The sequence below is a fragment of the Flavobacterium sp. JP2137 genome, from assembly GCF_050562195.1.
Lineage (GTDB): Bacteria > Bacteroidota > Bacteroidia > Flavobacteriales > Flavobacteriaceae > Flavobacterium.
Window position 1 is genome coordinate 202,440 of the sequence record NZ_CP191647.1, and the last position, 22,004, is coordinate 224,443.

The following is a 22,004-nucleotide window of genomic DNA, read 5'->3' on the forward strand; positions in this document are numbered from 1 at the left end:
TTCCAATACCCTTAACAAAACCATAAATAACCATAAACCGCCATTTCCAAAGGGAGCAGGCGGTTTAGGATATGGGTATGCGATTTTACAAACGGTTTAAACGAGCTGCAACTACAGTCGATTTCCGTTTGATTTTCTTTATTTTATCGACAGTTCATACGGCAACAGCGCTTGAACACCTTGGGCTTTGTTGAAATAGTTTAATCGTTCGATCATTTCAAAGGCATCAGGGCCAATTTTTTCTTTGATGAGTTCATCTTGAGTTTTCAACATAGACACGCCGATAAAGCCGCGAATCATGTCTTCGAACTTCACTTCGTATTCCGGGTAATTCACGGTTTTATACTCGGTGATTTCCACTTTTTTAGCCGCATACGCTATGGCGTCATGCAAGCCTCCTAAGGCGTCTACCAATCCGTTATCCAACGCATTTTTACCGGTCCACACGCGACCTTGTGCGATTTCATCGACCTGATCAAAAGTCATTTTTCGACCACTAGCCACGCGGTTCACAAAGGTTTTATAGACGTTTTCAACGCCTTCTGTCACCACGGCCTTGTATTGCGGGTCAATGTCCGAGAACGGGCTATACCCTCTAGAATTTTTATTGGTCGATACGTGTTCGGCATTGATACCAAATTTGTCAGCAACCTTCTTAAAATTCGGCAGCATACCAAATACCCCTATGGATCCGGTGATGGTTCCGGGTTCTGCAAAGATGTAATCTCCGTTACAAGCGATGTAATACCCGCCAGAAGCCGCCACATCTCCCATGGAAACAATTACGGGTTTAACCTTTTTGGTCAGTTCAACTTCTCTCCAAATCAAATCGGAAGTCAGCGCACTGCCCCCTGGGCTATTTACACGCAAAACAATCGCTTTAACCTTATCGTTTTCGCGGGCTTTCTTTAAAGCGCGGTTTACCGAAATCTCTCCGACATAATTGATGTTCCCCTCGCCGTTTAGGATTTGTCCCTGCGCATAGATAATCGCAATTTCATCCTTGGAGGTATTGGCTTGTTTTCTCACCGCCACTTCCTTGGCATAGGCAATCACATCAATGGTATTGTAATCTTTATCCTTATCCACCTTTAAGGCTTTTCTAATGCCGTTGTGGTATTCATCTTCATAAACTACCCGATCCACTAAATGCGTAGCCAAAGCCATTTCCGGCGTACGGGCTCCCAGTCTATCAGCTATGCTGTTTAACGTATCCAAGGGAATGTTTCTGCTCTTGGAAACATCTTCCAAAACCGTAGACCATATCGACTCCAACAACACCGTCATCTGTTCTCTATTGGCCTCACTCATGTTTTGCTCCAAATACGGTTCTACCGCACTCTTGTATTTCCCATGGCGAATCACTTCCATCTTTACACCCGATTTCTCCTGCAAATCCTTCATGTACAACACCTCTGCCGAAAGTCCTTTAAAGTCCATTTCGCCCACCGGATTTAGGTATACCGTATCGGCCACCGAATTCATATAGTACTCCGATTGCGAATAGGCATTGGCATAGGCCACGACAAATTTTCCGCTCTTTTTAAATTCCTCCAATTTTTCTCGGATTGAACGGCGCTGTGCCATTCCCAAATTCGAGTAATTGTTTAAAATCGAAATTCCCTTAATCTTATCATCTGTCTTAGCCGCATCAATGGCGTTTAAGATGTCTGAGACACCGTCGGAACTGCTGTCTACATAATTAAAATCCTTGTAATTGAATCGCCCTGCATAGTCGTATTTAACCTTGGACAAATCTAAATTGATCACGGTATTGTCTTTGATTATCACGGTTTCACCACTGCTCCCAAAGAGGACCCCCAAGAGGATGACCCCAAAAAACAGTATGCCAAAAAAAACAAACAATCCGACGATTGTTGCCAAAACATTTCTCAAAAATCTCATATAATTTTCATTTTCTATATTAGTCGTTTACACCTAAACTATGTTACAGTCCGTTTAAACATTCGCCAAAAGTAGTTGCTTTTAGACAGCGGTAAATTAAATTACTTTTAGTTAATTTGCCAAATGTTTATTCAGAATCAAATCATCCTTTCCCTTGGCAGCAATCAGGGAAATCGCACTTCCTTTCTTCAACAAGCTATGGCACTGATACACCAATCAGTAGGCACGGTGATTCGGGTATCTGCAATTTACGAAACGCCTTCGTGGGGATTTGACAGCGCAGCCTTTTACAATTGCGCCATACTGGTACACGCTTCCTTGCCTGCAAAAACTGTGCTAGAACGTTGCTTGGCGATAGAAGAACAACTCGGACGCCTGCGCTTGTCGTCGGAAACCTATAGCGCTCGGACGATCGACATCGATTTAATCGCTTTTGACGAGCAGTGTATTCAAACCGCTTTGTTAACGGTTCCCCATCCGCTGCTTCAAGACCGCCGATTTGTATTGCAACCGGTGGTGGATTTGCAATTGGATTGGACACACCCCATTTTGCGCAAGACATTTGCCGAATTGTTGCGCGATTGCCCCGACAATTCCTCATGTATCCGCATAGAAACCCCGGTAGCTCCCTTGGAAAACTACCGCTTTCAGGATGTGAACTTCCTGGCTATTGAAGGGAATATAGGCGCTGGAAAAACCACCTTGGCCCATAAAATATCCGAAGATTTTAATGCCAAATTAATTTTAGAGGGCTTTGCGGACAATCCGTTTTTGCCCAAATTTTATCAAGATGCCGCCCGCTATGCCTTTCCGTTGGAAATGTCTTTTTTGGCAGACCGCTACTCGCAATTGGCAGACGATTTGGCGCAATTTGACTTGTTTAAGGAATTTATCATTGCGGACTACCACATTTTTAAATCGCTGATCTTTGCGCAAATCACCTTGGAGAGCGAAGAGTTTCGCTTGTATAAACAGGTGTTTGAAATCATGTATAAGGAGACCCCAAAACCGGGGATGTACGTGTATTTATATCAAAACACGCAGCGCTTGTTGGAAAACATCAAAAAACGAGGGCGCTCCTATGAGAGTGACATCCCCGCTTCGTATTTGGAAAAAGTCAATCAAGGCTATTTCAACTATATCAAAACCCTGCCACAAGACAAGGTTTTGATTATCGATATATCCGAAATGGATTTTGTAAACCGCCAAGAAGATTATATCGCTATACTGGATATCATTCAGCAGAAACTCGCTTCGCGTTGATTTTCTGAAACAGGTCCCAAACCACCATACCGGCACTAACCGAAATATTCAAGGAGTGCTTGGTTCCCAACTGCGGAATTTCAATCACCCCATCGCAGCAGTCGATTGCCTGCTGAGATACGCCTTTTACCTCGTTCCCAAAGACCAAGGCATACCTTTGCTGCGGCAACACTTCGAAGTCGTTGAGCATCACGCTGCCCACCACCTGTTCTACCGCTTGCAACGACACCCCTTCTGCACTCAATCGCTTCAATACTTCCACCACATCGGCTACATATTCCCATTCGACGGTTTCGGTGGCTCCCAAGGCGGTTTTGTGTATTTCTTTATTGGGTGGTGTGGCCGTAATACCACACAGATAAATCTTCTCTATTAGGAAGGCATCGCTGGTTCGGAAAACCGAACCGATATTGTGCAAACTGCGGATATCGTCTAACACCAAAATCAAAGGGCTTTTCGTCGCTTCTTTAAAGGCGTCGGTATCGATTCGGTTTAATTCGCTATTGGCTAATTTTCTCATCGTATCTGTCATAAGGCAAAAATACAGATAAATTCTGAAGTATTTACCGGGGCATTCCGTCTGGTTGCGCCCTATGTGCTGCTCGATTTGAACAGCAAGTGTTTTACTTAAATTAACATTTTACAAATCTTAAGATAGGGCAATAAATAAAATTAAAACGCGCCAATAGTCTGAAAAAAATGAAATATATCAATAAACGCGGGAAAACCCCCATACAAAAAGGTCTTTCCTCCTATATTTTTGCCTAGTAATCTTAAATAATTGAATTATGAAATCAAAAATTAAGTTAATGTCAGGTCGAACCATATTGAGTATAGCAGGTGTAATGGGCTTGTTCCTCGCTGGTTCATGTAATACGGATGATTTGATAGAAAAGGAAAAAGAGGTATTGATTCAGACCGATCCTCCCATAGTACTGGACTGCAATTATTTTAGCGAAAATAGAGTTTTGACTAAAAATCCAAATGCAGCCGTGGATTATATTATCAAATGTGTGATGCCAATACGCACAGCCGATATTCGCGTAGAGCCAGGTGTGGTGATTGAATTTGAGCAAGATGCAGGTATTGATATTTATAGCACGAGTGGGCAAGCCTCTTTTGCAGCCATTGGAACCAGCGACAAACCCGTCATTCTAAGAGGAGCCAAAAAAGAAAAGGGTTATTGGAGGGGGATTATGTACAATAGCCACAGTCCGCAAAACATACTTGAGCATACCCGAGTAGCAGATGCCGGCGGAAAACAATTCAATAGCAATGGCGACATGGGAGCGGTACATTTATATGCGAAAGCCCAATTGAGCATCAAAAACTGTGAAATTACCAACAGCAAAACATACGGTTTAAATGCGGTATATAAAGGCAGTGACTTGTCTTTGGAACACACGCGCTTCAAGAACAACGATATCCCAGTAATACTGGCACCAGAATACCTTAACGCCATCACAAACAGCAATGACTACAGCGGCAACACTAAAGATTATGTCGTGGTTGAATCAGGGTCCTTTGCCATAGAGACAAGCTGGCAAAAAATCAATGTACCTTATCAGATATTAAATAAATCGGCCTATGGATATAGTGGAGGTATCGATGTAAAAAACATCCTAACGATAGAGCCTGGTGTGGTGTTAGAATTTGATGCGGGAACCAAATTAAAACTAGTAGAGAACTCCGGTGCTATAAAAGCGGTGGGAACTGCCCAAGCCCCTATTGTATTCACAGCGATTAACAAGGTAAAAAATGGCTGGATTGGCATCTATTTCGTCAGCAAACACCCGGTAAATAAAATTGCCTTTGCCGAATTTCATTATTCCGGCAAAACCACAGGTACAGGAGAAAGTGAATCAGGAACAATACGGTTATTGCCTAATAATGTATTAGAAATCCACGACGTGACTTTTAAAAACATCAACGGCTGTGCTATCCGATACGGACTCAATGCGGGACAATCAGAGAATACCTTATTTACCTATAGCAACCTCAACGGTGATAACCAGACGTGTTTGGTTTCCTGCTTCGGACATGGTTGCGCTTAGTACTTATCAATTTCACAGGTTAATCACCGCATAAAAAGATTCAAAATCATGAGAAAAACGATATATCTAGGTTTTTTCTTGGCTCTGTTTTCAACCATCGCTGCACAGACTACTGTAGTGCTGGTAAAAGACATCCACGTTACGGGTAATGGTAAACCAACGCATTACACGGAGTTAAACGGCCGATTATATTTTCACGCCCAAGATGCTCAGTCGCTCCACCAACTATGGACATCAGATGGCACCGAATCAGGTACGGCTATTGTTAAAACAATCAATACCACCGGGTTTCGAGCCGAAGGAGGGTTTACAAAATTTCAAAACAAGCTGTACTTCCAAGCTCGCGATAACTCCAATGGTTTGGAATTATGGGTTACCGACGGTACGCAAAGCGGAACAAAGATGGTCAAAGATATTAAACCCGATAGCGGACATAGTCGTCCCAATGGTTTTACAGAATTAAATGGCAAACTGTATTTTCAAGCAGACGATGGAGAGCATGGTACGGAATTTTGGGCCACAAACGGAATCAGCAGTGGTACCACCATGGTTAAAGATATCGACTCAAGCGACTCTAATCCTCAGGGCTTTACGGTATTGAACGACAAGCTTTTTTTTCAGGCCTACACCACTTCAAACGGAATAGAACTTTGGTTTTCAGACGGTACAACTGCCGGAACTAAATTGTTTAAAGATATAAATCCCAATGGAAACAGCTCCCCAAATTACTTAACCACTTTTAACGGCAAAATATACTTTAGCGCTCATGATGGTGTTCATGGAACTGAACTTTGGGTTAGCGACGGTACAGCAGCAGGAACTTTAATGCTTAAGGATATCAATCCCAGCGGCGACGGAAACCCTATGCATTTTACGGCTTTCAAGGATAAATTATATTTTCAAGCCGACAGCGGATATCTCAATGCGGGAAAAGAACTGTGGTCTACGGATGGTACTACAGCAGGAACCGCGATTGTTTCAAGTCTTTTAGACCAGGGGGGCGTTTGGAATCCGAAAAATTTTATGGTTATGGGGGAGCATCTATATTTTTCGGCTAGCTCCCAGAATGACGCAAATGAACTCTGGAAAACAGACGGAACTTCCTCGGGAACCGTATTGGTAAAAAACATCAATCCCAAGCCCTACATCGGAAGCGACCCCGAGGATTTGTTTTCCTATCATGGAATGCTCTTTTTTAGAGCCAACGATGGCACTAATGGGATTGAGCTTTGGGAAAGCGACGGTACAGAAGCAGGAACTCAGAAGGTTCAACCTGCTATAGCTACAACTACAGCGCCTTTAGCTTCACTGCCTTTTTTTACTATTTTTGACAACAGCCTCTATTTTACGGCTTTCTTTGATGGAAATGGGCAGGAAATGTGGAAATTAAAAACTCCTAACCTCAGTACAGCACCTTCTGAAAAGAATCAAACGTTGCATCTTCGGATCTATCCCAATCCGGCAAATGAAACTGTAAATATTTTTTCTCAAGAGCCCATTACAAAGATTGTTATCAGGGACAGTTCAGGCAAATCCGTTTTTGAGAAGACTTATCAACTTACAGAAGTCCAAATAGATATTAGTAGCTTACCACAAGCATTATACTTTATCCAAGTAACAACAGTTAACCAGACTAAAACCTTAAAAATTAGCAAGAAGTAGTTAGTCGTTCTCGTTAATCACTGGCTCGGTACATAAACATACCGAGCCTTTTATTCGGTTGATTTAATTAGGGGAATACCCTAAATAAAGTTTTACTTCACCCCATTATTTACCCTTTAATTCAAAAAACATGTTAAAAAGCATTTTAACAATCGTCAGTTTCTTAGCAGTTAGTTTTGCGGTACAAGCACAAAGCAAAGCAGGTATCCACATTGGTTATGGCACGGAAACCGAAAGGCCGTTATTCGGAATTAACGCTGAATTTGGCGTCACCAATCAAATAACTGTCGCTCCCGATTTTTCCTATTATCTCACACAAAAACACCGCTACCTGACCACTACTATGTGGGAAGTCAATGCCAATGCCCATTACTACTTCCAAGACAAAAAGGATTTTAGAATCTTTGGATTAGGAGGCATCAATTACAGTCATGTTAAGGTATCCAGCGAACTTTCCACTCTATGGGCGGTTAGTAGTACAGCAACATCTGGCAAAGCTGGTTTTAATCTAGGTGGGGGTGGTACTTACGCACTTGGTACAAACATGGAAGCTTTCTCGACTTTAAAATACACCATTGGGAGCGCTGATCAAGTAGTACTATTTGGAGGTTTAAGATATATTTTTTAGTACATCCCCTAGAAGTTATTCGAGGAAAAAATCTTTTTCAGCCCCTTATCTTAGGGGCTGAATTTGGCGTTTAAATCCTGTTGGTTCGCTTGATACCTTCGTCAACCAAAACACACTCTGTTGAGGCCGGGTGGCTACGCCACAGCTGTTTATAGTGTAGGTTCTCATAGTCTGGCTTTCTTAAGCCCTATGAACCACATTTAGTACAGCAGCAACTTTCCGTTGATGAATTAGCTTCTAGGACAGCCCCATATAGAGGTTAATTGCCGACAGCCGTATAGACAACTTCCGTTTTGCTTGCCATACTTGCCTATTTGTGCAATGTACTAGAAGTGAAGTAGTATTACGAGTTGCTTCGTTTTTTTTATTTAATCAAATTTCAGGCATAAAACACTTTTTTTAAGTATTTAAATTAAAATTGAATATGTTTACAGCAAATTTTCAACACAAATACAAGTTCACCCTATAAAATATACTTTTTAGCAAATACGCGATAACACCCAAAAAAACGTCTTATGAAATTGTTCCTTATTGTGCTTTTCTATTTCAGCGTGTTGGCTTCTTATGCCCAACACGGACAAGAGATTAATACGGAATGGATGAAGGTTTGTCAACCCGATAACCAAGAGGAGTACTTCAACTGCCTAAACGACCTCTATCGGAAGTATCCCGCCGACTCTACTTATTTGCATGTACTGTTCGAAAAAGCCATCTATTACAACGACATCGGACAGGCCGATTCGGTGGTAAAATTAGCACTTTTTGGTGTAGAAGAGGCAAAAAACAGTCGCAGTTCAAAAGCCGAAACCATGCAGGCCGCCTTTCTGAATCTGTTGGCTGCAAAATATCAAATGCAAGGCCGCTTTAGTGAAGCGATGACGCTCATGATGGAATCCTTGCGCTTACACGAAAAAAACAACAATATCAAATACAGTAGCATTCTCAATTTCAATATCGGCGCTTATCACGCCTCTCTCAAAGACTTTGATTCCGCCAAAAAATATTTCGAACAGAGTTTTGAGCGTTTTAAAAAAATGCAAGACACCACTTATATGAGTGCTTCATTGATTGCACTGTCCGAATGCCATATGCATTTGGGTGAAGAGCTCGAAAGTCGGCAAACAGGAGAATTAGCCTACCAATATGCTGAGATTTCAAATTACCTCACCGCAAAAATTTCTTATTTTTGGATTAGCGGTAGCCTTTATGAAAAGCAGAAGCACTATGATCAGGCGGTCGCACAGTTTAATATGGGAGAATCCTTGATGGATACCACAGGCCTCTATACCAATTATTATATGGTCCATTTTATAGTTGGTAAAATGAAGATCTATAACAAACTCAAAAAGTATCCACACGCCTTAGAGGAGGCTAAAAAATTAGACGAAATCATAAAGGATCCGAGCATTACAATAATTCTACCTGATTATCATCAGGCACTGGCCGCATCACACTTCGGAATTGGCTCTAATAGACTGGCTTATTTACACTTACAAACCGCCTATACGCTTCAAGAAAAAAACCTTAGCAAAGAAAACAAAGACATCGTCAACAAATGGACTTTAGAGTATCAAGCGGAAAAAAAGGACAAGGAAATAGCCGAGAGCAAATTAAAAGTGGCACAGCAATCGTCAGAAATTGCGAAAAGAAACTTGATAGTAACCAGCCTGATTTTAATTGTTTTAATATTAATTGTTTTATTTTTGTATCTGAAATCGAGAAACAAATTCAGATTCAATCAACTTCGCGAAACCAATAAACGTCGATTAGTGGAGGCAGAGCTTTCTGGGGAACTCAAAGAGCAGCACCGCTTGTCAGTAGAACTTCATGATGGTATTGCCTCCAACTTAATTGCCATAAAACTGCAAATTGAAAACCACCCGTTTTCACACGATTTTAGCCGTACCATCGATTTGGTCAGCGACACTCATCAAGAAGTGCAAAAAGTTGCACGCAATTTGATGCCTATTGATTTTGACCAACAAAATCTGGTGACGGCTTTACACGCATTTAGCAGACAATGTGATTCACGAGAAACCCTAGTCAATTTTGAATCTAATTGCAACGCCATCATGCTCAACAAAGAAAAGTCTTTAGTCCTCTATCGCATTGCGCAGGAATTCATCCAAAACGCATTGAAACACGCTCAAGCCAACCGCATAGATGTACTGTTCTTACAAAACGACAGCGGTATTACTTTAAATATTGAAGATGATGGAATTGGTTTTAATCTAAAAGATTCAAGCGATTTAAAAGGTTACCATCATATTATCGAACGACTCCATAAAATACAAGCAAAAATCAGCTTAGACTCTTCACTAGGAAGCGGAACTTCCGTTTTTATATCTCTGAAAATTGATTAATTCATGAAAATACTTATAGCAGATGACCATTCTTTGATTATAGAAGGCTTTGTGAATGTGATAAAAAATCACGATGCCACAATGGCCTGTTTTACGGCTTCGAATAAAATAGAACTATTTGAAATTTTAAAATCACAGCAAATCGATATTCTCTTTCAAGACATATTGTTTGGCAAAACTGACGCGAGAGATTTTATCAAACAGATAAAAACGGACTTTCCTATGGTAAAAATCATCATCATTTCTACGCTTAATGATTTATTTACCTTAGAAACTGTGCTCAAACAAGGAGTGGATGGATATTTTGTCAAGTCGGACTCAAGTCGGGAAATAATTAATGCTATAGATACGATTCTCGAAGGTAACAAATATTTATCCAAAGACTTGTTACAGCAAAAAAACTGTTCCTATACCATTAAAAGCAATACCATTATACTCACCCCAAGAGAAAAAGAAATTCTCTGTCTGATACTGCAAGAAAGAACGACCAAGGAAATCGCTAAAAAATTGTTTATCTCCGATAAAACAGTGGAGAACCACCGAACAAACTTATTTATAAAGTTCGGGGTAAAAAATCTGGCTGGCCTAGTTAAATGTGCTATCCTAGAAGGGTTTTTATAAAAGCAACTGGGTCGTATTCCTCCATGCATAGTCCCCTTTATCCTGCGTGAGGGATAGCAGTGTAAATCCTTTTTGGAGCTTGCGAAGAAAAGATTGCAACGTATAGCCCGACCTGTTGAACGAGCTGGCCAAGCTCGAGTAACAGGACACGCCCACTTGCGAATAGAATGCCTCTAAAAACAGTGGATTTATTTAGCTTTCCTCGCTAAACTATAATATTTTTGCAGGTTCACAAAAGTATATCAACTATGTTTACTGCTTTGCTTAGAACGTATGTTACTTCGCCTTTACTCATTTACATCACCCGTTGTCTTTTAGGATTTTCTATCGGCTACAAACTGTATATGAGCCTACCGGAACACGAGTTGATGTGGACCATGATTTCGATTATACTGGTCATTTCGCCAGAGGGCAAAGACTCGCGTCGATTATCGATTGAGCGCTTTAAGTCCAATATGGTGGGTTCTGCCGTAGCTTTGGCCTGTATACTGATGCACGAACCAAATTTTTATGTTATTTTAGTCGGGATAATTTTGACGATCAGTACTTGTTATCTGTTCAACATCATGAATATGGCCCGGGTCGCCTTGGTTACCTTGCTCATCGTTTTGGTACAACCGCATACTACTCAGGTAGAACTGGCTCCAATCTTTCGATTTGCCTCGGTGACCATAGGCTGTTTAATCGGCTTGTTGATTACGATATTCACCTCGATGTTGTTGCGATATGCCAAAAGAAAGTTGCAGATCGCCTATTGATCCCACTGATATTCAGCAAATTTTCAACGAAATAATAGTCTAAACTCATATTTGTATTTCCTAAAACCACGAGCATGTCTGCAAAAGAAAAAAGCACCAAAGAAACCCCGTTAATGAAGCAGTACAACGATATTAAGAAGAAATATCCCGATGCGTGTTTGCTTTTTCGAGTGGGCGATTTTTACGAAACTTTCGGGCAGGATGCGGTTCGGGCATCCAAAATACTGGGTATTACCCTAACCAAACGAGGTGCGGGTTCGGCTAGTGAAACGGAATTGGCGGGTTTTCCCCACCATTCGATCAATGTGTATTTGCCTAAATTGGTCAAAGCAGGGTTGCGCGTAGCGATTTGCGACCAATTAGAGGATCCCAAAACCACGAAAACCATCGTTAAAAGAGGGGTTACCGAATTGGTTACTCCCGGTGTGGCGCTTAACGACGAGGTGTTGCACTCCAAAACCAACAACTTTTTGGCTTCGCTACACTTTGGAAAAAGGCTGATTGGCATCTCTTTTTTGGATGTTTCGACTGGGGAATTCTTAACCGCTGAAGGCGATGCGGAATACATCGATAAGTTATTACAGAATTTTCTGCCCAGCGAAGTGCTGGTTCAGAAAAACAACAAAAACCACTTCTTACACCAGTTTGGATCCAACTTTAACTTGTTCTATCTCGAAGACTGGATTTTTAAAGAAGACTTTGCCTTTGATTCCCTTACGCAGCATTTCGACACCAAATCGCTTAAGGGCTTTGGCGTAGAAGACCTGCAAGAGGGCATTATCGCCAGTGGTGCGATTTTGCACTATCTGTCGGAAACCCAACACACCAAAATCAAACACATTTCCAACCTGCAGCGCATAGCAGAAGATGCCTATGTGTGGATGGACCGCTTTACCATTCGAAATCTCGAGTTGTACCACAGCACCAATGTCAATGCGATTACGCTTTTGGATGTGATCGACAAAACGCTTTCGCCTATGGGTGGGCGTTTGCTAAAACGCTGGTTGGCCTTACCGCTTAAAGAGCTAGACAAAATCAACGAGCGCCATGAAATTGTAGCTTCCCTAAAAGACCATCCGGAGGTATTGGAGCACTTTCAATACCAAATCAAGCAGATTTCCGACTTGGAACGGCTGATTTCCAAAATTGCTACGGGCAAGGTTTCGCCGCGAGAACTGGTTTATCTAAAGGAATCCCTACAGGCCATTATTCCGATTAAGAAAAGGGCTTTGGAAAGCAAAAACGATTCCCTAAAAGCGATGGGAAACCGACTGCACGACTGCGAATTGCTGCGGGAGCGCATTGAAAAAACCATCCATCCCGACGCTCCGGTAGCGCTGTCTAAGGGCAATGCCATTGCCAGCGGTGTTCACGAGGAGCTCGACGCCTTGCGCAACATTTCCAATACGGGCAAATCGTATTTGGACGATATGGAAAAGCGCGAGAGCGAAAAAACGGGCATACAATCGTTAAAAATCTCGTTTAACAACGTTTTTGGTTATTATATCGAGGTTAGAAACACGCATAAAGACAAGGTTCCGACCGATTGGATTCGCAAGCAAACCTTAGTGAATGCAGAGCGCTATATCACGGAGGAACTCAAGGAATACGAAAGCAAAATCTTAGGGGCGGAAGAGAAAATCGCCAAATTGGAAAGCGAGATTTACGAGCAGTTCATCATCTGGTGTGCGCAATATATCAAACCCGTGCAACTCAATGCCCATTTAATCGCTCAAATCGACTGTCTGTGTTCATTTGCTCAATTGGCACAGGAACACCAATATGTGCGTCCGCAAATTGACGACAGTTTTGAATTGGACATCAAAGACGGCCGCCATCCGGTTATCGAGAAGCAATTGCCGCCCGATGTTCCCTACATCGCCAACGACCTTTACCTCGACCACAGCCAGCAGCAAATCATTATGATTACCGGTCCGAACATGTCGGGTAAATCGGCTATTTTAAGACAAACCGCCCTAATCGTGCTCTTGGCGCAGATGGGTAGTTTTGTACCGGCTAGTAGTGTGCGTATGGGATTGGTCGACAAAATATTCACCCGTGTAGGTGCCTCGGACAACATTTCGATGGGCGAATCGACATTTATGGTGGAAATGAATGAAACCGCCTCGATTCTAAACAACATCTCCAACCGCAGTTTGGTACTGCTAGACGAGATTGGACGCGGTACCAGTACCTACGACGGAATCTCTATAGCCTGGGCCATAGCCGAATACCTGCATCAACATCCGGCCAAACCCAAAACCTTGTTTGCCACCCACTACCACGAGCTCAACGATATGCAAGAACACTTTGACGGCGTCAAAAACTTCAACGTAGCGGTAAAAGAACTCAAAGACAATGTACTCTTTATTCGAAAGTTAGTACCGGGGGGTAGCGCCCACAGTTTTGGGATCCATGTAGCCAAGATGGCGGGTATGCCCCAATTGGTTATCCTCCGGGCTCAAAAGATGCTTAAACAGCTTGAAAAAGGCCATTCCAAAGAGGTTAACCTCGGAGAACTCGAAGAGGAAATGCAATTGAGCTTTTTCAATTTAGACGACCCCTTACTGGAAACCATCAAAAATGAAATTGCGTCCTTGGACATCAACACCCTGACTCCGGTTGAGGCATTGATGAAGCTCAACGAGATTAAAAAGATGTTGGGTTAGACAGCCGCGTTTGCCGCATCGCAATTCCATCTTTTAAACAAAAAATGGGGATGGACCGTGACGGTCCACCCCCATTTTTTGCATATCGAAAAAACGCTGCTTATTTTCTTATTCGAAATTTTGATAGGGTTCGCCTGGTTTTGGGTTGTGCAACGGCCATGGCCCTGGGCCCTGCGGCGTTTTGCTCTATAGAAGCCTGCCCCAAGTGCATGCCTTTGATTTGGCGCCCGTCGCGAAGGGTGTAATCGAATACGACCGCGGTGCGCTCGTCGGAATACTCGTTGCCGCGCTCGGTTACTTTTCGCTTAAAGTCGATGATGGAAAAGGTGGCGGCCGTCGAATATTCTTGTATGACCTCCTTATCGAGGACAAAATCGGCATACAAGGCGGCGTTCTGAGTTGATGCCGCCGGATAGGCCATCTTTTGGGGATCGGTTCGCACAAACCCCATATACAGTTTCATCTGTGTGGGGATCGCCTGGGAATCGGCCTGCTCATTTTGGGTATATACATTCCAGAAATCCACCCATTTTCCCGCCATTTGTTCTGTGTTGGAATAGACAAAACGCAGTTGAGTAGTACCGAACTTCTCACCGTCTATCTCGATATAGTTGCTGTCAAAGTTCGTCGTTATATCGCTGCTGATTCCCAGTGTTCCGTTGCCACAATAGACCGCTGTTGCGGTGGTATGGCGCTTTTTAAGAATGATTTTATTACCCCTAATCCGCGCGCCGTTGATGCGCAGCACACTGGAACTCGTTACATCATCGCCGGCGGCATTCTTTACGGTATAGGTGATTTCTTGTCCGTATTGCGGATTTTCACCCGCATCGCAAGTCAAGAACAACTGATTGCCCAGTGGAGTCTTGTCCGTAAAGGTCACCATCAGGGGTTTACTCGATCTAGATCCGATCGCCTTGGCCACTACGGTATGCGTTCCGGCGGTAGTGCGCGAATAGGTATTGCCCTGTATTCTTTTTCCGCCAACGTAAATCTGTGCCCGTGGGGTTACCTCTCTTCCGTTTCTCCGGACCATAAACACGAAAATTCCGCCAACCGCCAATTCCTTATCGGGAACAGCGGTTAGTTCCAACCGACTCGCATTGGAGGACAAGTCGTAATTTCCTTCATCGCTTACACCACAGGAAGCCGCTAAAACGCTTACGGCTATTCCTGCTAAAAAAAGACCGATTTTTCGCATAACTTTCAATTTTTCACAAAAATAAAATTCCACGCTGCCTCTTAGAGTCTCAAAAAAGTTTATTTTACCCACTATGAGTCTTTTTATCAGCTATTTAAGTGCATTTTACTACTATAAACACTTTGGTTTGCGGTTCTTTTTAGACAAGAGTTATCAATTTAGTAGGCTGGGGAGATTTTGGGGTTCGATAGGCCCTCGTCAGCACTGTTTACAGGGATGTGCCAATTTTTGGATTGGAAATCGTATGATGTAAAAAAGTTTAAAAAAAGTTTCATTTTTTTATTTCTGAGAATCAATGCTTTAAAAAAAACTTTGACTTTTTTTTGTCGTAGCCCTTGTGAATACGAAAAAACGTTCTATATTTGCACTCGCAATACGGAACAAGTATGGCGACGTTCTCAAACAAAAATAACATGCGAAAATAGCTCAGTTGGTAGAGCGCAACCTTGCCAAGGTTGAGGTCGCGGGTTCGAATCCCGTTTTTCGCTCTAGAATGCTCGAGTGGTGGAAGTGGTAGACACGCTGGACTTAAAATCCAGTGAACAGTAATGTTCGTGCGGGTTCAAGTCCCGCCTCGAGTACTAAACGGGAGAATTGAATTTTATATTCATTTCTCCCGTTTTTCATTTCTACTCTTTTCTAAGTTTATCAACAAGACAGACTTCATTAAAACATTCATTCTATCGGTTCGATATACCGCTCCATCAAAACTACTTTCTCAGGAAAGATTGAACCTATTAGGGGTCAAGATGAAAACCTCTGGGAATTGAAAATAACTGCTTTTTTACAAAGGCTGATTCGCTGATGCGTCCATTCGCCGATTTGAATTGCGTTGCATTCAATGATTATCTTCTGGTCGAAAAATGTTATACTTTACGCAAACTGGCGAATCATCGAATCTGCATAAAAAAGGGGGGCAATCCTAAATGTTCTGTTTATGCAAAAATAGTGACTAATCTATATAAGAAGAATTCTATATCTCTTACGCCTCTAAAGTGAGTTCTAAAAGCTTTGATTTTGGCATTAAAGGATACTGCAGAAGCACTGGTACTTCTGTTGTCAAAATAGTTTAAAATAGATTGATAGTTTAGCTGTATGGTATTGGCTACCGTATTAAATGTTTAGAGTTCGCTGTTTTCAATTTTATTATACCAATGTGCTAGTTTAGTGCAAGCCTACACCATTACTTTAAAAGAACATCAATTGTTTAACAAAACCCAACCACCCCTGTCAAACACTTAATATTTAATCCATTAAAATGAATTTGCCCTTGCATTTGTTGTTTGTTTTAATACTTTTGATAAAGTAAAGCTTTTTATTTTATTTGACCGAAAACTTTCAGATTCTTTATAAAAGTCAGATTACTCGATTTTTAATTCAAAAAATTAATTTATATGAAAGCAAGTCAAAGTATGTTTAAGGTTTTTTGCACGCTAAGTTTACTAATTTTTGGATATTTTACATTTGGGCAAACACCCAAAAAGATAGAAATAGCACTAAAACTGGCTCCTCTTTTTGATATAAAAATCTGTGATTCCTATACACTGAGCTACATAATTAATGAAACAGATAAAAACGGAGCGCCTATTTATAATAATGGTCTACTTACGCAAACCGTTACGACTGATAACCCGTTAAAAAGAAAGTCACTTTACAATCAAAAAACAGCTCCTCTTATTAATGTCATGCTTAAGAAAGATAGCTTAATCTCCGAAACAATAAAAACAGTCGATTCTATACATATTTATACTAAAAAAAAACATCAAATCGAAGTTTTAAGCAAGGAGAGAACCTATAGTAACACTTTTATAAGTACATTCAATATAGAAACAACACCAACATTTCTACAAGATACGGTTACAAAAAAACTTATTAATGTCGTTAAAAATAAAGATGGAAATTCAGTAATGAACTGGATTGAGAACAATCAAAAATATCATTTTATTGACTCTACTAAAATAAAAAAAGCGTTATACGCTGAAGAATTGATAGAAATTTACAATTACAATTCAGAAGATAAATTAATTACTAAAGACAATACACCAATTGGCATATATTATCCCATTAATATAGCCAGAGAAGAGGGCAAAATAAAAATTATTTCTCATATATCGCTCGCTTTTAATTCAGGAGATATAAAAATTGCGCTGTTACTAAATCAATCGTGTTATCCTTATCGGGCAGCGCATGGGTAGATAGAAACGCCCTTTTTTATAGGTCATATTTTGTATATTTAGGTTGCATGTTGCTGAACATAGGTTAGCTACCAAGGAGAAGTTATCCCTAGTGGAGAAGCCAAAGCGGTTGCCAAGAGTTTGGATGAAGTTTGGAGTGTAAAAGAAATAGGTCTTAAAAACACTATACAAGAATTGTTTGAAATTAGTTCGTTTATAAGACAAGTTGCTCCAAAACTGAAAACCGTTCCAAATGAAGCTTTCTTTTGGTCAGGAAAAACTGATTGGATTGGAGGTGAACTAGTAGCTAATGTAACAAAAATTATTATCATTGATCCAAAAACAAAAATTGAAAGAATAATTCTTATACGCTAAATTAAAGTAATATGAATATAAAGAATATTAAAGGAACTAGAAATACAATAGAAGTTGAAATAGATAATAAAGTAATTATGATAACTGGTGAACTAACAGCAACTCCAATATTCTATGCTGATATTGATTCTATCATAAAATGGGAGTCGCCTCATGAACAAAAAATTATTACAGAAAATGAGAAAAAAGAAATTATTAATGCAATAGAAAGCGAATCAAAAAATAAAAAAGTCCCTGTTGTTTTTGATTAATTTTTATACTGATGTCGTCTTGACTTTTAGAAAAGAAAGAAATGGTGTAGACCTTTGCATCGCTGAACAAACAAAACCCTAACCCTTTGCACGAAGTACTTGACAAAGACAGTAAGAAATTAAAACCAATACAAAAGATGTGGGATAATTTTACATATAAAGATTTACTAGAAGTACCGCCTACTAAAAAGCCTTGTTTTTTGGCAGGTACTTTAGTGAAAACAACAACCGGAAAAGTAGCAATAGAGGATGTTGTACCAGGTCAACAGGTGTATGCCTACAACTTTGCTTTAGATAAACTAGAAGTGAGAAGCGTAACCGAAATTTATAGAAATCGCACGGAGGTTTATATTTGCATACAGACCCAAAACGGAAAGATAGAAGCCACAGGGAAGCATCAATTTTGGAATCCCCTAGAAAAAAAATGGATCATGGCTAATAGCTTAGAGGTCGGGATGAACTTATTAGATTCAAAAGGGCAGTATATTGTTATACAATCCCTTGAAATTACAGCATCTATCGTACCTACGTATGACTTGGAAATTGAAGAACTTCACAACTACTATGTCGGAGAAGATGAGGTGCTAACTCACAATAAAAATAGAACTTCTATTTTTGCGAGTACAGAATTAATTAATGTTGAATTTTATAGAATTGTACAAGAGGTTGGAGATAGAATTGATACATTATACGTAGGACAGACGATTCAGAAGGTTGGTAAAAGATATGACCAACACCGAAGAGATCCTAAAAAAGCCTTTTGGAGAAAAAAAATGGATGGAGTAGCAATAATTAGAATCCATGGTGAAAGAGGGCCTTTTAAAATGCCCCCTTATGAGGCCGCAGTTGTAGCGATGTATGAAATAAATACAAGAGGTGGTATTAGGAAAAACAACCAAGGACTTTACAATAAACAACGTCCAATAGGCAAGAAAAAATTTGAGTTGTTTAAAAAATTAGGAACCGAGGGTGTGCCGTGAACTGTGTCACATAAATTAATTACACAATAAAAACGTAAATTAGTATTATGAATACAGATAATAAAAACACGGGATTTGATTTTGATAGTTTCAAAGAAGAGGCTATGGCTGGATTGTACCAAGGCAAGAAAATGGGTGGCCTGATGGCATTTTTGCACCTCTTTTGAAACACTTTCTAGAAACAATGATGGAAGGTGAACTGGAACATCATTTAGCGGAAGAAAAGGCAAAAGGGGTAACTAATCGGCGCAATGGCAGGACAACTAAAACAGTTCGAAGTATGCAATCTGGTAGTTTTGAACTTGAATCTACCAGAGATCGCAATGCAACTTTTGAACCTAAGATACTTCCAAAAAGGCAACTCATCGTTACGGATCAATTAGAAGAAAACGTAATATCTTTATATGCCCGAGGCAGTAGCACACGTGATATTGCTAGCTTTATCATGGAAATGTATGGTATGGAGATATCCGCTAGTGAAATTTCCCGCATTACCGATAAGATTATTCCGGCTATGAACCAGTGGCGCGATCGGCCTTTAGAATCTATATATCCTTTCGTATTCCTAGATGCTATGCATTATAAAGTTAAAGATCAAGGAAGTATAACTTCACGTGCTGTCTACAATATTCTAGGCATAAATCAAGAGGGCAAAAAGGAACTCATTGGTGTATATTTATCAGAAAACGAAGGAGCAAAATTTTGGTTATCAGTTTTAACTCATCTTAAATCACGCGGGGTACAAGATATACTTGTTGCCTGTGTAGATGGTTTAAAGGGCTTTCCGGAAGCTATACAAGCTGTTTTTCCAAAGACACAAATACAACTTTGTATTGTGCATCAAATAAGAACAAGTCTTCGCTTTGTGCCTCATAAAGACAAGAAAGCTTTAGCTGCAGATTTAAAGCCGATTTACACCGCTGTTAGCGAAGAACAAGGCTATGAAAGGCTTTTAGAGTTTGAAGAAACCTGGGGTAGTAAATATCCATTAGCAGCTAAAGGATGGATGGATAATTGGGGCCATTTATCTACTTATTTTGATTTTGATCCGCACATAAGAAAGGCTATATACACTACTAATGCGATAGAGGCCATGCATAGACAGGTTAGAAAAGTAACTAAAACCAAAGGAGCTTTTACCTCGGATCAATCATTGCTTAAGCTAATATATTTAGTCATTAAAAATGTTTCTAAGAAATGGACGATGCCAATTCACAATTGGGGTTTGACTATGTCGCAGCTTTATATTAAATTTGGGGATAGGCTACTGCCGTAAAGACCCTCCTTTTTCTTAGCTCTGGGACTTAAGTCCCAGAGCTAAGAAAAAGGAGATGACACAGTTTGTGTTACACTCCCTAGGAACCTTTAATCTTTGTAAGTTTTATGTGTAATTTAAATATTGAACAAAAATGAACTATCCAAAATTTATATTGAAAGACATCTATTGGTCTTTTTCAGAGGGTCGTATTGACAGCATTGATCTTTTCACAGAGGAAGTGGAGCAGTATTATAGAAGCATCTCTGCTAAAAAATTCCCTTTAAAATGGGATGATATTATTTTTAACTTCCCAGCAATTGAATTACAATATGTCAAGTATATTGATGATGAACCGGAAGAACCTTATGAGCTCGTTCGAGCAGATAATGGCGTCAACTTTACAGTTCGAGAATTATTTTATAAAACCCATAAAGTGGGTATTAATTTAGAAGATGATGATAATTGTTATTTTGAAGGCTTGATGCATTCAGGTGATGAAAATGAGGGAGTACCCATTTATTTCCTTATCACAGGGAGTTAATTGTTTTATGGGGTCTCTTTTAAAATCCATTTGTATTGTACAAGAGACCATGAAGCTATACGCTATCGATGATGCGCTGTTACCAAATCAGTCGTTTTATCCTTATCGGGCAGCGCATGGGTAGATAGAAACAACCTTTTTTTTGGTCATATTTTGTATATTTACGTTGCATGTTGCTGAACATAGGTTAGCTACCAAGGAGAAGTTATCCCTAGTGGAGAAGCCAAAGCGGTTGCCAAGAGTTTGAATGAAGTTTTAAACACAAAAGCAGCAGCCGAACTTAAAGAGCTTTTGAATAAAGAGCTAGACTTGATTGCGAATAGCGGTAAAAACTCAGCTAAGAATAGTAAGAATTTAAAACCAATACAAAAGATGTGGGATGATTTTACATATAAAGTTTTACTAGAAGTACCGCCTATTAAAAAGCCTTGTTTTTTGGCAGGTACTTTAGTGAAAACAACAACTGGAAAAGTAGCAATAGAGGATGTTGTACCGGGTCAACAGGTGTATGCCTATAACTTTGCCTTAGATAAACTAGAAGTGAGAAGCGTAACCGAAACCTATAGAAATCGCACGGAGGTTTATATTTGCATACAGACCCAAAACGGAAAGATAGAAGCCACAGGGAAGCATCAATTTTGGAATCCCCTAGAAAAAAAATGGATCATGGCTAATAGCTTAGAGGTCGGGATGAACTTATTAGATTCAAAAGGGCAGTATATTGTTATACAATCCCTTGAAATTAAAGCATCTATCGTACCTACGTATGACTTGGAAATTGAAGAACTTCACAACTACTATGTCGGAGAAGATGAGGTGCTAACTCACAATAAAAATAGAACTTCTACTTTTGCGAGTACAGAATTAATTAATGTTGAATTTTATGAAATTTTAGGGGAAAAGAAAGAAGGTATATACGTAGGACAGACGATTCAGGAGCTTGGCGCACGATTTGAGCAACACCGAAGTAATCCTAAAAAAGCATTTTGGAGAAAAAAAATGAAAGGGGTATTTGAACTCAGTATCCATGATGAAAGAGGGCCTTTTAAAATGACCCCTTATGAAACCGCAGTTGTAGCGATGTATGAAATAAATACTAGAGGCGGTATTAGGAAAAACAACCAAGGACTTTACAATAAACAGCGTCCAATAGGCAAGAAAAAATTTGAGTTGTTTAAAAAATTAGGAACCTTTAATCCTTGTAAGTTTTATGTGTAATTTAAATATTACACAAGAGACCATGAAGCTATACGCTATCGATGATGCGCTGTTACTAAATCAATCGTATCATCCTTATCGGG

The 22,004-nt window shown here is 40.2% G+C and carries 17 protein-coding genes, 2 tRNA genes and 2 pseudogenes; 17 read left to right on the forward strand and 4 right to left on the reverse strand.

Going from position 1 to position 22,004, the window contains the following annotated elements:
• Positions 1 to 138: 138 nt before the first annotated feature.
• On the reverse strand, positions 139 to 1,905 hold the full coding sequence (gene sppA, locus ACQZ43_RS00900) for a signal peptide peptidase SppA (protein WP_430613942.1): 1,767 nt from the start codon (positions 1,903 to 1,905) through the stop codon (positions 139 to 141).
• A 123-nt stretch (positions 1,906 to 2,028) separates the two neighbouring features.
• On the opposite strand from sppA, the gene folK reads away from it, so the two are divergent.
• On the forward strand, positions 2,029 to 3,168 hold the full coding sequence (gene folK, locus ACQZ43_RS00905; RefSeq protein ID WP_430613943.1) for a 2-amino-4-hydroxy-6-hydroxymethyldihydropteridine diphosphokinase: 1,140 nt from the start codon (positions 2,029 to 2,031) through the stop codon (positions 3,166 to 3,168).
• On the opposite strand, the gene ACQZ43_RS00910 is transcribed toward folK, so the two are convergent.
• Positions 3,140 to 3,688, reverse strand: coding sequence for an RNA methyltransferase (locus ACQZ43_RS00910; protein ID WP_430613944.1), 549 nt, complete (start codon positions 3,686 to 3,688; stop codon positions 3,140 to 3,142). The genes folK and ACQZ43_RS00910 overlap by 29 nt on opposite strands.
• Before the next feature lie 268 nt (positions 3,689 to 3,956).
• Here ACQZ43_RS00910 and ACQZ43_RS00915 point away from each other — a divergent pair, with 268 nt between their 5' ends.
• The 7 genes from ACQZ43_RS00915 to mutS all read left to right on the forward strand — a co-directional run bounded on the left by ACQZ43_RS00915 (position 3,957) and on the right by mutS (position 13,923).
• On the forward strand, positions 3,957 to 5,222 hold the full coding sequence (locus ACQZ43_RS00915) for a hypothetical protein (RefSeq protein WP_430613945.1): 1,266 nt from the start codon (positions 3,957 to 3,959) through the stop codon (positions 5,220 to 5,222).
• 48 nt (positions 5,223 to 5,270) lie between these two features.
• On the forward strand, positions 5,271 to 6,884 hold the full coding sequence (locus ACQZ43_RS00920; RefSeq protein WP_430613946.1) for an ELWxxDGT repeat protein: 1,614 nt from the start codon (positions 5,271 to 5,273) through the stop codon (positions 6,882 to 6,884).
• A gap of 130 nt (positions 6,885 to 7,014) precedes the next feature.
• A complete protein-coding gene (locus ACQZ43_RS00925) occupies positions 7,015 to 7,512 on the forward strand; it encodes an outer membrane protein (RefSeq protein WP_430613948.1) in 498 nt (165 codons plus the stop codon).
• A gap of 515 nt (positions 7,513 to 8,027) precedes the next feature.
• Complete coding sequence (locus ACQZ43_RS00930) at positions 8,028 to 9,875, forward strand: tetratricopeptide repeat-containing sensor histidine kinase (RefSeq protein WP_430613950.1); 1,848 nt, start codon at positions 8,028 to 8,030, stop codon at positions 9,873 to 9,875.
• Between the two features lie 3 nt (positions 9,876 to 9,878).
• Entirely contained in the window at positions 9,879 to 10,496 is a 618-nt protein-coding gene (locus tag ACQZ43_RS00935; protein WP_430613951.1) for a LuxR C-terminal-related transcriptional regulator, read from the forward strand.
• Positions 10,497 to 10,744: 248 nt separating this feature from the next.
• Positions 10,745 to 11,254 (forward strand): FUSC family protein, encoded by a 510-nt coding sequence (locus tag ACQZ43_RS00940; RefSeq protein ID WP_430613952.1) that lies wholly within the window; start codon positions 10,745 to 10,747, stop codon positions 11,252 to 11,254.
• Between the two features lie 74 nt (positions 11,255 to 11,328).
• Positions 11,329 to 13,923, forward strand: a complete 2,595-nt coding sequence (gene mutS / locus ACQZ43_RS00945; protein WP_430613953.1) for a DNA mismatch repair protein MutS — start codon at positions 11,329 to 11,331, stop codon at positions 13,921 to 13,923.
• A gap of 100 nt (positions 13,924 to 14,023) precedes the next feature.
• Here mutS and ACQZ43_RS00950 read toward each other — a convergent pair whose 3' ends face one another.
• Positions 14,024 to 15,124: a hypothetical protein gene (locus ACQZ43_RS00950; protein WP_430613954.1), complete on the reverse strand. Its 1,101-nt coding sequence runs from the start codon at positions 15,122 to 15,124 to the stop codon at positions 14,024 to 14,026.
• Between the two features lie 415 nt (positions 15,125 to 15,539).
• On the opposite strand from ACQZ43_RS00950, the gene ACQZ43_RS00955 reads away from it, so the two are divergent.
• Together ACQZ43_RS00955 and ACQZ43_RS00960 are read left to right on the forward strand one after the other, a co-directional pair.
• Positions 15,540 to 15,612, forward strand: a tRNA-Gly gene (locus ACQZ43_RS00955).
• Positions 15,613 to 15,619: 7 nt separating this feature from the next.
• Positions 15,620 to 15,705 (forward strand) — tRNA-Leu (locus ACQZ43_RS00960).
• Positions 15,706 to 16,059: 354 nt separating this feature from the next.
• On the opposite strand, the pseudogene ACQZ43_RS00965 reads toward ACQZ43_RS00960, so the two are convergent.
• Positions 16,060 to 16,230, reverse strand: a pseudogene (locus ACQZ43_RS00965) (transposase); the annotation flags it as partial.
• A 288-nt stretch (positions 16,231 to 16,518) separates the two neighbouring features.
• Here ACQZ43_RS00965 and ACQZ43_RS00970 point away from each other — a divergent pair.
• The 7 genes and pseudogenes from ACQZ43_RS00970 to ACQZ43_RS01000 all read left to right on the forward strand — a co-directional run bounded on the left by ACQZ43_RS00970 (position 16,519) and on the right by ACQZ43_RS01000 (position 21,921).
• A complete protein-coding gene (locus ACQZ43_RS00970) occupies positions 16,519 to 17,319 on the forward strand; it encodes a hypothetical protein (protein WP_430613955.1) in 801 nt (266 codons plus the stop codon).
• Between the two features lie 120 nt (positions 17,320 to 17,439).
• Positions 17,440 to 17,673, forward strand: coding sequence for a hypothetical protein (locus ACQZ43_RS00975; RefSeq protein ID WP_430613956.1), 234 nt, complete (start codon positions 17,440 to 17,442; stop codon positions 17,671 to 17,673).
• Positions 17,674 to 17,684: 11 nt separating this feature from the next.
• On the forward strand, positions 17,685 to 17,924 hold the full coding sequence (locus ACQZ43_RS00980; protein WP_430613957.1) for an Imm74 family immunity protein: 240 nt from the start codon (positions 17,685 to 17,687) through the stop codon (positions 17,922 to 17,924).
• 86 nt (positions 17,925 to 18,010) lie between these two features.
• Complete coding sequence (locus ACQZ43_RS00985) at positions 18,011 to 18,904, forward strand: polymorphic toxin-type HINT domain-containing protein (protein WP_430613958.1); 894 nt, start codon at positions 18,011 to 18,013, stop codon at positions 18,902 to 18,904.
• 47 nt (positions 18,905 to 18,951) lie between these two features.
• A pseudogene (locus tag ACQZ43_RS00990) lies at positions 18,952 to 20,180 on the forward strand (IS256 family transposase).
• A 133-nt stretch (positions 20,181 to 20,313) separates the two neighbouring features.
• Entirely contained in the window at positions 20,314 to 20,703 is a 390-nt protein-coding gene (locus ACQZ43_RS00995) for a hypothetical protein (RefSeq protein ID WP_430613959.1), read from the forward strand.
• A 243-nt stretch (positions 20,704 to 20,946) separates the two neighbouring features.
• Positions 20,947 to 21,921: a polymorphic toxin-type HINT domain-containing protein gene (locus tag ACQZ43_RS01000; RefSeq protein WP_430613960.1), complete on the forward strand. Its 975-nt coding sequence runs from the start codon at positions 20,947 to 20,949 to the stop codon at positions 21,919 to 21,921.
• Positions 21,922 to 22,004 lie beyond the last annotated feature (83 nt).

Excerpts from the sequence above, each read along its gene's own strand:
- sppA (WP_430613942.1), bottom strand. The coding sequence starts at position 1,905 with ATGAGATTTTTGAGAAATGTTTTGGCAACAATCGTCGGATTGTTTGTT.
- folK (WP_430613943.1), top strand. The coding sequence starts at position 2,029 with ATGTTTATTCAGAATCAAATCATCCTTTCCCTTGGCAGCAATCAGGGA.
- ACQZ43_RS00910 (WP_430613944.1), bottom strand. The coding sequence starts at position 3,688 with ATGAGAAAATTAGCCAATAGCGAATTAAACCGAATCGATACCGACGCC.
- ACQZ43_RS00915 (WP_430613945.1), top strand. The coding sequence starts at position 3,957 with ATGAAATCAAAAATTAAGTTAATGTCAGGTCGAACCATATTGAGTATA.
- ACQZ43_RS00920 (WP_430613946.1), top strand. The coding sequence starts at position 5,271 with ATGAGAAAAACGATATATCTAGGTTTTTTCTTGGCTCTGTTTTCAACC.
- ACQZ43_RS00925 (WP_430613948.1), top strand. The coding sequence starts at position 7,015 with ATGTTAAAAAGCATTTTAACAATCGTCAGTTTCTTAGCAGTTAGTTTT.
- ACQZ43_RS00930 (WP_430613950.1), top strand. The coding sequence starts at position 8,028 with ATGAAATTGTTCCTTATTGTGCTTTTCTATTTCAGCGTGTTGGCTTCT.
- ACQZ43_RS00935 (WP_430613951.1), top strand. The coding sequence starts at position 9,879 with ATGAAAATACTTATAGCAGATGACCATTCTTTGATTATAGAAGGCTTT.
- ACQZ43_RS00940 (WP_430613952.1), top strand. The coding sequence starts at position 10,745 with ATGTTTACTGCTTTGCTTAGAACGTATGTTACTTCGCCTTTACTCATT.
- mutS (WP_430613953.1), top strand. The coding sequence starts at position 11,329 with ATGTCTGCAAAAGAAAAAAGCACCAAAGAAACCCCGTTAATGAAGCAG.
- ACQZ43_RS00950 (WP_430613954.1), bottom strand. The coding sequence starts at position 15,124 with ATGCGAAAAATCGGTCTTTTTTTAGCAGGAATAGCCGTAAGCGTTTTA.
- ACQZ43_RS00970 (WP_430613955.1), top strand. The coding sequence starts at position 16,519 with ATGAAAGCAAGTCAAAGTATGTTTAAGGTTTTTTGCACGCTAAGTTTA.
- ACQZ43_RS00980 (WP_430613957.1), top strand. The coding sequence starts at position 17,685 with ATGAATATAAAGAATATTAAAGGAACTAGAAATACAATAGAAGTTGAA.
- ACQZ43_RS00995 (WP_430613959.1), top strand. The coding sequence starts at position 20,314 with ATGAACTATCCAAAATTTATATTGAAAGACATCTATTGGTCTTTTTCA.